This window comes from Pseudoalteromonas sp. T1lg10, assembly GCF_002964545.1.
In the GTDB taxonomy this organism is placed as follows: Bacteria; Pseudomonadota; Gammaproteobacteria; order Enterobacterales; family Alteromonadaceae; genus Pseudoalteromonas.
In genome coordinates this window covers 22,727-34,834 of the sequence record NZ_PQBV01000002.1, presented here as the reverse complement: position 1 = coordinate 34,834, position 12,108 = coordinate 22,727, and the positions used below count along the sequence as shown (strand labels likewise).

Sequence of the window (12,108 nt, the reverse complement as noted above, 5' to 3'; positions counted from 1 at the left end):
GCTAGCGCCAGTAAAAAAGCCTTTAGGGCGTTGTCTGTTGTTTTGGCTCCACAGCCCCCTTCTCAACCAACATATCAAGCATGGCATGATCCTTAACAAGGTAGACTGGAGTTCGGCCAAGCTTATCTTTTTGAGCTAAAAACTCGGGGGAGCGCTCACTCAACCACTTCGCCAATGCATAGTTGTTGTAATACACGGCAAAATGCAAATCGTTAGCCTTGCTTTCAGCCAAATCACTCGGCAGCGTCAGGCCTAATTTTTTAAAGTACATATAACACTCTGGGCTAGCCCCCATACCGATAACGCCGGCTAAATTATATTCTTCATGTCCCGCAATCACGCTCTGCGCCATTTCGCAGCCCTGCTGCTGCGGACCACGGATCAGGTTGGCCTTAAGTTCGGGTATCATAGCGGCAAGTTTCAATACCGCCCTTTGCTCAGGCTCTGACAAGGCGGCAATATTTTTTTCATGCCGTTGCACCCGCTCAATAAACACCTTTGCCAGATTATAGTAGTCCGCTTTATTTCCTTCTTTCGGGTATTCTACGAAGAAATGCGCCAAATCCATCAGCGTATACTTACCCTCTTCTTCAAACATCCAGGCCATTTCCGCCGATTTAACGTAGGACAGCGCCTGAGTCATGTCTATGGTTCTCATCGTGCGCGTGCTCACTCGACTGGTCACACTGAACTTATCCTGTGGATATGACAGCTTTGCACCCGCCTTAACCAGCAGACGCGCTGACTCGACCTGATCGTTATAAACGGCACGAAATAAGGGGGAGAATAAAATTTCATCCTTGGGGGTATAACGCAAGGTCCTTGAAGCCAGATAATCCATATCTGCATCGTATTTTAACAGCACCCGTACGACATCCACCGGATCTTGATATACCGAGTCGCCCTTGACGTCATCCCAGCTGCTTTGCGCCCATGCCAATGCCGCATGCAATGGGGTATAGGATTTATACTTGTCATTATAGACATAAGACGGGTCACCACCTTCACGTAACCAGCGCTCAACTTCAAAGCTATCACCCTTTTGTGCATGGTAAAACACATTATGAGTTGCCGGTGGCATACCTGTTTCCGTCGCTAGCACTGTGTTTCCAAGTTGCAGGCTAGTGATCGCCAAGAGTATAAATCTATACATGAAATTCTCGTTATTCTTATTAGTTGGTTAGATAAAGTCTTGACGTTCGTTTTCCTAAACTTGGCCAAGGCTGTGAATTCTATTTATAGAATATTATTTTATTTAGCATATCAGTTTTGTATGAAATATAAACAAAATACAGCAATAAAAAAGGCCGCTAATGCGGCCTTTCTTTTATACTTTGCGATTATTACTCGCCTTGCGGTGCCATTGGCTTACGCAGTACTTCCGCTTGCGCTTCCAGCGCTTCTACGAAGGTCTGGTAGTTTTTGTTAGCCAACTGCATGGTCAGGCTTTGCTTGATCTGCTCGTTCACCTCGGTTTCGCTCGGCGTGTTTACCGACTTAAGTGCTACCAAGGCTACGTTGCCGTTATTAAGCTCAACCAAATCAACCACAGGAGCCGTATCTGGGTGCGCCAGTTTGAACACCTGCTGAGTCAATGCTGGCGGTACGCTGAAGGTACGGCGCGTTAGCTTATCTTCACTTTGTAGCTCCACACCAGCTTGCTCCGCTAAGGTAGCGATTGCTGTGCCCGCTTGTAGCTCAGCGAATAGAGTCTCGGCCTGCTCTTTGGCAAGCGCTGAGGCTTTTTCTGCTACCAGGATATTTTTAATTTGCTCACTTACCTGGGCCAATTCTTTGGTAGCCGCCGGCTTGTGCTCAACAACACGCACTACCACAACATGCTCACTGCCCAGCTCTAACACTTCAGAATTAACACGGTCTTCAAGCAGCTCTGGCGAGAAGATAACTGAAGCAACATTAGGCTGATTTAGCGGTGCAGGCAGTTGCGCACGCGCTAGCAAGTCTGTTGTTTGCACAGTAGCGCCAATGGCAGTTGCCGCATCTTCCAGGCTATCCGATACTTCAAACGCCAGCTCTGCAAGCTCGGTTTGCTTCTCGTAATAAATGTCGGCTTTTCTACTTTCTCAAGCTCGCTGCGGATCTCAGGCTCAACATCGGCTAAGGCCTTGCTTTCACCCGGCTGTAAGTCGGTTAGTTTAATGATGTGATAACCAAATTCAGATTGAACTACCTCTGAAAGCTGACCCACCTCGGTTAGGGCAAATGCAGCGTTTTCGAAGTCAGGGTCAAGCATGTCGCGCTCAATCCAATCAAGATCACCACCTAGCTCGGCACTCACTATGTCATCTGACTGAGTTTCAGCAAGCTCGGCAAAGTCGGCACCCTGTTGTAATTGTGCAAGCAGCTCTTCGGCTTTTTGCTCGGCCGCAGCGTCGTCTTCGCTGTTCTCGACTAGGATATGAGCAACACGGCGCTTTTCTGGCTCGCTGTACATAGCAATATTCTGCTGATAATACTCAGCAATTTGCTCGGCGCTGATAGGCGCTGCTAATTCAAGATTGTCGGCGTTAAGCTCAACGTAAGCCACTTTAACCTGCTCAGGAGCTAAGAACTGCGCCTGGTTCAAGTCATAGTAGTTTTGAATTTCTTCATCGCTTACGGACACCGTTTCTTTGTACTTGGCATTATCAAGCACTAAGTAATCGATGGCACGTTCTTGCTGCTGCAGACCAACCGCCTGGCTTAGCTCGTTACTAAGCGTGAAGTCGGTACCAGCCAAGGCGCTTACCAGTTGTGAGCGGGTCATTTCTTTACGAAGAAACTCGCGGAAGTCATCGGCCTGGTAACCCATTTGACGCATTACCTGAAGGTAACGGTCGTTGCTGAACTTGCCGCCAAACTGGAAGGCAGGCATGTCTATAATTGCTTTACGTACTTCTGCGTCGCTGATGCGTAAACCCATTTCTGCCGCTAATTGCGATTGTAGTTCTTGTTGGATTAAGCGATCGATAACAGACTGGCGAAGTTGTGCCATAAAGCTTGGGTCATTGGCTAGTTGCGCAAAGTATTCACCGAATTGCTGCTCTTGACGAGCGCGTTCGTTGTCGAATGCTCTGGCAAAGTCGCGCTGCGTGATTTTTACCCCGTTCACCTCAGCGACGGATTGCTCGGTAGTCTGACCTAAGTAGCCCCCGATCCCTGCCAAAGCAAAAGATAAAATCACTAGCCCTAGAATGATTTTGGCCGCCAAGCCTTGCGAGCCTTCTCTGATTTTTTCTAGCATTTATCTTTATCTCTATTTATTTGGTACCCCCTCCACTGTGCTTGGTTTTCGCCTCGCAATAAAGTGAAGGATATAAAAAAAGCGTATCTTAGCAGATACGCTTTTTCACTTGAAGCTAACAATCGTTTTCCGTTTGCTAGCAATTCAAGCTTCGCAAATTAATTAACTGCGTCTTTAAGCGCTTTGCCTGCTTTGAACGAAGGAATGGTTGCAGCAGCAATTTGAATTTCTTCGCCAGTTTGTGGGTTACGGCCGGTGCGAGCAGCACGCTCACGTACAGAAAAAGTACCGAAACCAACTAGAGCAACTGAATCGCCATCTTTAAGTGCATTTGATACTGACTCAATGAATGAATCCAACGCACGACCGGCAGCCGCTTTAGAGATATCAGCATCAGCTGCGATTTGATCGATTAATTGAGACTTATTCACAATATCATCCCCTTACATTGTTATTATCCAGAGCGACTCAGCTTGTGAAAAATGTTCAGCTGGAGAGCATCTCTGTGCTATTTAATTTAGAAAAGAACGCATCCTTTCCAAACGCCTTAATCGTCTTGAAACCTAGGCCACATAAGGCCTAGGCTCAAATCCAGTGCCTAACTTATCACACCTTAGTGATTTGAAAAGCCCTTTGAGAGATTTTTTTACTATTTTCACTCACTTTTTGCGCAATCAGCGCTAAAACGCGCAATTGGCTGGGCTAAAGCTATCTCCAACACCTGGTCAATCCACTGCACAGGGTGAATAGACAGGCCTTCGCGCACATTTTCGGGGATCTCTTTTAAGTCGCGCTCATTCTTTTGCGGAATGATCACCGTCTTAATACCACCTCGGTGTGCCGCCAAGAGTTTCTCTTTTAGGCCACCGATAGGCAATACTTCACCACGCAGGGTAATTTCCCCTGTCATGGCCACATCCGAGCGCACCGGGTTACCGGTCAGACTGGAAACCAAGGCGGTGACCATGGCGATACCCGCACTTGGGCCGTCTTTTGGCGTTGCCCCTTCCGGCACGTGCACGTGAATATCACGCTTTTCGTGGAAATCCGCGTTAATGCGTAGCTTCTCAGCGCGGTCGCGTACTACCGTCATGGCCGCTTGAATCGACTCTTTCATGACATCGCCCAAAGAGCCGGTATAGCTTAGCTTGCCCTTGCCCGGTACCGCCGATGATTCTATGGTCAACAAATCACCACCGACTTCGGTCCAAGCCAAACCTGTTACCTGACCAATGCGGTCATCACCTTCGGCCTTACCATAGTCGTGGCGCTGCACCCCAAGGTATTCCTCAAGGTTGCTCTCGTCTATGGTGATATGCTCCAGGCTCTTATCAAGCAGGATGTTTTTCACCGCTTTACGGCACAGCTTAGAGATTTCACGCTCAAGGCCACGCACACCCGCTTCACGCGTGTAATAACGAACAATACCGATAATGGCGCTGTCGTCTATGGTCAGCTCGTTTTCCTTTAAGCCGTTACGCTTGATCTGTTTAGGAATAAGGTGCTGCTTGGCGATATTGAGCTTCTCGTCTTCGGTGTAACCGGACAGACGGATCACTTCCATACGGTCCAACAAGGGGCCCGGAATATTAAAGCTGTTCGAGGTCGCCACGAACATCACATCCGACAGGTCGTAATCCACTTCAAGGTAATGATCGGCGAAGGTGCTGTTTTGCTCCGGATCTAATACCTCAAGCAATGCCGACGACGGGTCACCACGCATATCCGATGACATCTTATCGATTTCATCAAGCAAGAACAGCGGGTTGCGTACGCCCACCTTGGTCATATTCTGGATAAGCTTACCCGGCATAGAACCTATGTAGGTACGACGGTGACCACGGATCTCCGCTTCATCACGGACCCCACCTAAGGCCATACGCACATATTTACGACCGGTGGCGCGCGCAATACTCTGCCCCAGTGAGGTTTTACCCACCCCCGGAGGACCAACCAAACACAAAATAGGCCCTTTAAGCTTATTGGTACGCTGCTGCACCGCTAGGTATTCAATGATGCGGTCTTTAACCTTTTCTAAACCGTAGTGGTCGGCATCAAGGATTTTCTGCGCCCCGGCCAGATCTTTTTTCACCTTGGATTTTTTCTTCCACGGTACATTGGTGATGGTTTCTATGTAGGAGCGCACAACCGTGGCTTCTGCCGACATAGGCGACATCATTTTCAGCTTTTTGAGCTCGGCCATGGCTTTTTCTTCGGCCTCGGCCGGCATGCCCGACTCGGCAATTTTCTTTTGCAGCCCTTCGAACTCGTCCGGCACATCGTCAAGCTCGCCAAGTTCTTTTTGGATGGCCTTCATCTGCTCATTGAGATAATACTCACGCTGCGATTTTTCCATCTGCTTTTTCACTCGGGCGCGGATCTTCTTCTCGACCTGCAGCAGATCGATTTCGCCTTCCATCATGGCCATCAGGTATTCCAAGCGCTCAGTGACATCACTGATCTCCAGCACCTTCTGCTTTTCCGGTACCTTAATCGGCATATGCGCGGCCATAGTATCGGCCAAGCGCGCCGGCTCTTCGATACCAGATACCGAGGTCAATACCTCAGGCGGGATCTTTTTATTCAGTTTTACATAGCCTTCAAACTGGCTTACCGCACTGCGAATAAAGATTTCATGCTCACGCTCATCAATATCGCTGGAGGGAATATATTCAACCTCGGCAACAAAAAAATCGTCTTCTTGGGTGTATTTTTCGATACGCGCACGCTGCGTGCCTTCAACCAGCACCTTAACCGTGCCGTCAGGCAGCTTTAATAGCTGTAATACGCTGGCAACCGTACCTACGGTATAAATTTCATCACTGGTTGGATCGTCCACCGAGGCGTCTTTTTGCGCCACCAGGAAAATTTGTTTGTCATTCTCCATCGCTGCTTCAAGGCAACGAATGGATTTTTCACGACCGACGAATAGCGGGATCACCATGTGGGGATACACCACCACGTCCCTTAAAGCCAGTACAGGAATCTCTACGCGATCCGTTCTTTCAAGCGTCATGCTAACTCTCTTCGGACTTCTTAAAATTTAATGATTACCCAAGTATATGGGGATTGGCTGGGCAAAGTTCAACAAATTTATAAAAAAAGGAGCCTGAGGCTCCTTTTTATTTAGAATTGCTTATTTTTTACACCACTTCATTGAAATGAAAGGGTATTATTCAGAAGCAGCCTTATCCTGATTATTGTTCTCGTAGATAAGTATGGGGTCTGATTCACCCTTGATCACAGTTTCGTCGATCACCACCTTGCTGACATCTTCCATCGACGGCAATTCGTACATGGTATCAAGCAATACGCCTTCTACGATTGAACGCAGACCACGGGCACCGGTCTTACGCTCCATCGCTTTGTGAGCAATGGCTTTAAGTGCGTCTTCACGGAACTCGAGCTCAACATTTTCCATCGCAAAAAGCGATGCAAACTGTTTAGTCAGTGCGTTTTTCGGCTCATTCAAGATTTGGATAAGGGCATCTTCATCGAGCTCGGTTAATGTCGCAACCACAGGCAGACGACCGATAAACTCAGGAATCAGACCATATTTAACCAGATCTTCCGGCTCGACATCTTTAAATGATTCGCTCAGGCTGCGCTCGGCGCTGCTCGATTTCACATCGGCGCCAAAACCAATTCCGGTATTCTTAGCGCTGCGTTGCTCGATAACCTTATCAAGACCGGCAAAAGCACCACCACAGATAAATAGGATCTTAGAAGTATCAACCTGCAAGAATTCCTGCTGCGGATGCTTACGGCCACCTTGTGGTGGTACCGAGGCTACCGTGCCTTCAATCAGTTTCAATAAGGCCTGCTGTACACCCTCACCAGATACATCACGGGTGATAGACGGGTTATCAGACTTACGAGAAATCTTATCGATTTCATCGATATAAACGATACCACGCTGTGCTTTTTCAACGTCGTAATCGCATTTTTGCAATAGTTTCTGGATGATGTTTTCAACATCCTCACCCACATAACCGGCTTCGGTTAAGGTGGTGGCATCGGCCATGGTGAAAGGCACATCCAATAGGCGCGCCATGGTCTCGGCTAGCAGGGTTTTACCACTACCGGTAGGACCGATAAGCAGGATATTACTCTTGCCTAGTTCAACACCGTCACTGTTACCAGCGTTGCGCAGACGCTTATAGTGGTTATACACAGCAACCGACAGTACTTTCTTGGCGTGTTCTTGGCCAATTACATAATCATCGAGGTGAGAGCGGATCTCTTTAGGAACCGGCAACTTGTCGGATGCGCTCGCCTTAGGTGCGATATCCTTAATTTCTTCCCTGATGATGTCGTTACACAGGTCAACACACTCATCACAAATATAAACGGATGGGCCTGCGATCAACTTACGTACTTCGTGCTGAGATTTACCACAAAACGAGCAGTACAGCAGTTTACTTGTCTTTTCGCCGTCTGTTGGTTTATCGGACATTCAGCTACCTCATTCTTTACGCTACGAGCTTTATTACATTGTAGCAAATGGACTTCTTAAACAAATATACCAAACTTTGCGGCGCATTGCGCCGCCAATTGGTTATAAGCGCGGTAATTAGATTACTTGGCGCGTCGGTCGAAAACAGAGTCAACCAAACCGTATGCAACCGCTGCATCGGCATTCATAAAGTTATCACGGTCGGTATCATTGGCGATTACATCCAAAGGCTGACCCGTGTGCTCTGCCATCAATCTATTTAGCTTATCTTTGATAGACAGGATTTCTTTAGCGTGAATTTCAAAATCAGACGCCTGACCTTGGAAGCCACCCAGTGGTTGGTGGATCATCACGCGTGAGTTAGGCAGACAATGACGTTTACCCTTGGCACCACCTGAAAGTAAAAATGCGCCCATGCTGGCTGCTTGACCTACACACAAGGTGCTAACGTCAGGCTTGATAAAATTCATGGTGTCGTAGATAGACATGCCCGCAGTAACTGAGCCACCTGGAGAGTTGATATACAGGTGAATGTCTTTTTCTGGGTTTTCTGATTCTAAGAATAGCAACTGGGCCACAATCAGATTGGCCATATGGTCTTCAACCGGACCCGTTAAAAAGATGATTCGCTCTTTAAGAAGGCGCGAGTAGATGTCATAAGAGCGTTCACCCTTAGCGGTTTGCTCTACCACCATGGGAACTAAGGCGTTAATCGGATCTGTCATACCATTGTTCATTATTACTTGATTCCTTAATGAGCGACACAAACTAAAATGGCTCGGTGCTTTGCGAGCAAAGCATACGAGCCATTTAAACGTTGCTTGTAACTTAAGTCAACGACTTATTGAGCCGCCTGCGGGTTCATGATGTCGTCGAACGCAGTTTCTACGTCAGTTACTTTAGCTTTCTCAACGATTGCGTCAATCGCTTGCTCTTCCATGGCAACGTTGCGCATTTGCTGCATTAGTTGCTCATTAGCTTTGTAGTACTCAACTACTTCACTTGGATCTTCGTAAGCAGAAGCCATAGTGTTGATTAGCTCTTCAACTTTAGCGTCGTCAGGCTTGATTTCGCCAGACTTGATCACTTCACCTAGAAGTAGACCAGTTTTAACGCGCTTGATAGCTTGCTCTTGGAAAAGCTCAGCTGGAAGCTCAGGCATGTTTTGTGCGTTGCCGCCAAAACGCTGTGCAGCTTGCTGACGAAGTGCGTCGATTTCTTGTGCGATAAGCGCTTTAGGCACTTCGATTTCGTTTTGTGCTAGAAGACCTTCGATAGCCTGCTCTTTTACCTTAGCTTTAACAGCTTGGCTAAGCTCACGGCTCATGTTCTTCTTCACTTCTTCTTTAAGAGCGTCAACGCCACCTTCGGTGATACCGAATAGTGCTGCGAACTCTTCGTTAAGCTCAGGAAGCTCTTGTACTTCTACTTTCTTCACAGTGATAGTGAACTGCGCGTCTTTACCTTTTAGGTTTTCAGCGTGGTACTCTTCTGGGAAAGTTACATCGGCAACAACTTCTTCACCGGCTTTCTTACCAACGATGTTGTCTTCGAAACCAGGGATCATACGACCTTGGCCAAGCTCAAGTGGGAAGTTCTCAGCTTTACCGCCTTCGAACTCTTCACCGTCGATAGTACCAACGAAGTCGATAGTAACGCGTGCATTGTCGCCAGCAGCTTCTTCAGACTCAGTCCATGAAGCGTGTTGCTTACGTAGCGTCTCTAGCATGTTAGCTAGGTCTTCGTCTTTAACTTCAACAACTGGTTGCTCAACTTCGATGTTCTCTAGGCCTTTAAGCTCAACTTCTGGGTAAACTTCAAAAGTAGCTTCAAACTCTAGGTCTTTACCTTCTTCTAACGCTTTAGGAGCGAAAGTAGGTGCACCGGCTGGGTTGATTTTTTCAGCGATGATGGCATCGATGTAGTTGCGCTGCATTAGGTCGCCAGCTACTTCTTGAAGTACAGCGGCGCCAAAGCGTTTTTGGATGATAGAAACTGGTACTTTACCCGGACGGAAACCGTCGATACGCTGAGTTTTAGACAGTTGTTGTAAGCGTTTTTTAACTTCGGTCTCAACGTTCGCTGAAGGAACAGTGATAGTCAGACGGCGCTCAAGGCCTTGAGTCGTCTCAACAGAAACTTGCATGATTTACCTCAATCTTCAAATATGGCGGCTTTGCGCCTTAGTTACATACACGGCGATCGTTTATCATGGCCAATCACGCAAAATGGCAATTTTGCCGCGGTGATGACGGGGGCGATCCCTATGCCTGCACTGCCCTACGGGCACTTATGTTTAACAATAGACGCGGCATTATAACCTAATATTTATAAGAGTCGAGAGCGCAGGCCAAGAAATTAGCGGAACTGCGGCTTTTGCGCCCAGCTTAGCGCATTTTGCATACAGATCACGTGGTAACGACAGCAGATAGGTATAAGCTGATGGTTTCTATGCAGAAGAAAAACTAAAAAGAAAGAATAATTATTTTAATGAGGGGATAACAAGGTCGCTGACTAGGTTTATGTCTGCGACTGCTGGGTGTTTATACCCAGTTAATTTGCTTTCTTATTAAGAAAGTGGTCGGTAATGCAGGATTAAAACCTGCGACTGCTGGGCGACAAAACCCAAACCAAGTGCATTTCTTTCTTATTAAGAAAGTGGTCGGCGATGCAGGATTTGAACCTGCAACCCCTTGGACCCAAACCAAGTGCGCTACCAAGCTGCGCTAATCGCCGATACTCAAATTGTGTTTTCTAAATATGTTTTCGCTTTCACCTTAAGAAAAGGTGGTCGGCGTTGCAGGATTTGAACCTGCGACCCCTTGGACCCAAACCAAGTGCGCTACCAAGCTGCGCTAAACGCCGATATGCGTATATTTAGAAAAATGGGGCGACTGACGAGACTTGAACTCGCGACAACCGGAATCACAATCCAGGGCTCTACCAACTGAGCTACAGCCGCCACAATAATGGCGCACCCGGAAGGATTCGAACCTTCGACCGACGGCTTAGAAGGCCGTTGCTCTATCCGACTGAGCTACGGGCGCGGTGCAACGAATACTTCTTCGTGTGCTATCAAGTATTACTTTCATCTTGAAAGTGGTCGGCGATGCAGGATTTGAACCTGCGACCCCTTGGACCCAAACCAAGTGCGCTACCAAGCTGCGCTAATCGCCGATACTTGCCGCTGCCTAAGGAATCAAACCTGACCCCTCGTTGACAACGGGGTGCATAATAGTGATTTGACCTGACGAGGTCAAACATTTTTTTCGCCCCAACAGTGCGTTTGCTTATTTTTAACCCGCTTTGTTTAAGTTTTGACGATTTTGTTCGATATTTTATCAATTTAGCCCACAAAACAGTGCTTTCCTTATGGTCACAGCTTGGCTATGCAGCGCTTTTCTGCGAAAATATTGGCCTAGTCCGGTGCGGTAACCCCTTTTTATACCGCATGGGACAAATAAAAGTATTTCGTTCTAATTATGTGTGACTATTTTAGCGCCCCCTAAAGAGCACACTCACCCCAATTGAAGGTTACTCATGACGGCAAACATCATTGATGGTAAGGCAATTGCAAAGCAAGTTCGCGCCCAAGTGGCAGCGCGTGTTGCCGAACGTAAAGAGCAAGGTCTGCGCGCACCAGGCCTGGCGGTTGTACTGGTAGGTCAAGATCCGGCAAGCCAGGTTTATGTAGGCTCTAAGCGTAAGGCATGTGAAGAAGTAGGCTTTGTTTCTAAGTCTTACGATCTGCCAGGCGATACCAGCGAACAACAACTTCTTGATTTAGTTGATCAGCTAAATACCGATCCTGAGGTTGATGGCATCCTAGTCCAATTGCCGCTTCCAGAGGGCCTGAACGCCGAGAAAGTACTAGAGCGTATTACTCCACATAAAGATGTAGATGGCTTCCACCCTTATAATATCGGTCGCCTTGCCCAGCGTATGCCGGCACTACGTCCTTGTACACCAAAAGGTATTATTACCCTGCTGGACTCAACCGGCGTTCGTTACAAGGGTATGCACGCAGTAGTTGTAGGCGCGTCAAACATTGTTGGTCGTCCTATGTCACTTGAGTTGCTACTGGCGGGCTGTACTACAACCGTATGTCATAAGTTCACCCAAGACTTAGAAGCCCATGTTCGCCGCGCCGATGTAGTAGTGGTAGCCGTAGGTAAGCCGGAGTTTATTCCTGGCGAATGGATCAAAGAAGGTGCCTTGGTGATCGATGTGGGCATTAACCGCTTAGACGACGGCACCCTGGTCGGCGATGTGGCCTATGATGTTGCCAGCCAACGCGCCAGCTATATCACTCCGGTTCCAGGCGGTGTCGGCCCGATGACGGTTGCCAGCCTGATTGAAAACACCTTGGAAGCCTGTGAAAACTATCACAGCTAAGGTGATGCGCTAA

General features: G+C 47.8%; 7 protein-coding genes, 5 tRNA genes and 1 pseudogene. 1 reads left to right on the top strand and 12 read right to left on the bottom strand.

Annotated features, from left to right (window positions below; all coding sequences use genetic code 11):
• Positions 1-22 precede the first annotated feature (22 nt).
• From C2M17_RS01580 to C2M17_RS01525, 12 genes and pseudogenes are all read right to left on the bottom strand, one after another.
• Complete coding sequence (locus C2M17_RS01580; protein ID WP_158683960.1) at positions 23-1,153, bottom strand: hypothetical protein; 1,131 nt, start codon at positions 1,151-1,153, stop codon at positions 23-25.
• Positions 1,154-1,343: 190 nt separating this feature from the next.
• Positions 1,344-3,244: pseudogene (locus C2M17_RS01575) on the bottom strand (SurA N-terminal domain-containing protein).
• A 158-nt stretch (positions 3,245-3,402) separates the two neighbouring features.
• The gene (gene hupB / locus C2M17_RS01570) at positions 3,403-3,675 is read right to left on the bottom strand and encodes a nucleoid-associated protein HU-beta (RefSeq protein WP_105199131.1); all 273 of its coding nucleotides are present in this window, start codon (positions 3,673-3,675) and stop codon (positions 3,403-3,405) included.
• Between the two features lie 224 nt (positions 3,676-3,899).
• Complete coding sequence (lon, locus tag C2M17_RS01565; protein ID WP_105199130.1) at positions 3,900-6,260, bottom strand: endopeptidase La; 2,361 nt, start codon at positions 6,258-6,260, stop codon at positions 3,900-3,902.
• A 156-nt stretch (positions 6,261-6,416) separates the two neighbouring features.
• A complete protein-coding gene (gene clpX, locus C2M17_RS01560; protein WP_105199129.1) occupies positions 6,417-7,700 on the bottom strand; it encodes an ATP-dependent protease ATP-binding subunit ClpX in 1,284 nt (427 codons plus the stop codon).
• A 122-nt stretch (positions 7,701-7,822) separates the two neighbouring features.
• The gene (gene clpP, locus C2M17_RS01555) at positions 7,823-8,437 is read right to left on the bottom strand and encodes an ATP-dependent Clp endopeptidase proteolytic subunit ClpP (protein ID WP_105199128.1); all 615 of its coding nucleotides are present in this window, start codon (positions 8,435-8,437) and stop codon (positions 7,823-7,825) included.
• A gap of 104 nt (positions 8,438-8,541) precedes the next feature.
• The gene (tig, locus tag C2M17_RS01550; RefSeq protein ID WP_105199127.1) at positions 8,542-9,846 is read right to left on the bottom strand and encodes a trigger factor; all 1,305 of its coding nucleotides are present in this window, start codon (positions 9,844-9,846) and stop codon (positions 8,542-8,544) included.
• Between the two features lie 513 nt (positions 9,847-10,359).
• Positions 10,360-10,436 (bottom strand) — tRNA-Pro (locus C2M17_RS01545).
• Between the two features lie 52 nt (positions 10,437-10,488).
• Positions 10,489-10,565, bottom strand: a tRNA-Pro gene (locus C2M17_RS01540).
• Positions 10,566-10,586: 21 nt separating this feature from the next.
• Positions 10,587-10,662 (bottom strand) — tRNA-His (locus C2M17_RS01535).
• An 8-nt stretch (positions 10,663-10,670) separates the two neighbouring features.
• A tRNA-Arg gene (locus C2M17_RS01530) sits at positions 10,671-10,747 on the bottom strand.
• 53 nt (positions 10,748-10,800) lie between these two features.
• Positions 10,801-10,877 (bottom strand) — tRNA-Pro (locus tag C2M17_RS01525).
• Between the two features lie 363 nt (positions 10,878-11,240).
• Here C2M17_RS01525 and folD point away from each other — a divergent pair.
• Positions 11,241-12,095 carry a bifunctional methylenetetrahydrofolate dehydrogenase/methenyltetrahydrofolate cyclohydrolase FolD gene (gene folD, locus C2M17_RS01520; RefSeq protein WP_105199126.1) on the top strand — a complete coding sequence of 285 codons (855 nt, stop codon included), beginning with the start codon at positions 11,241-11,243 and terminating at the stop codon, positions 12,093-12,095.
• Positions 12,096-12,108 lie beyond the last annotated feature (13 nt).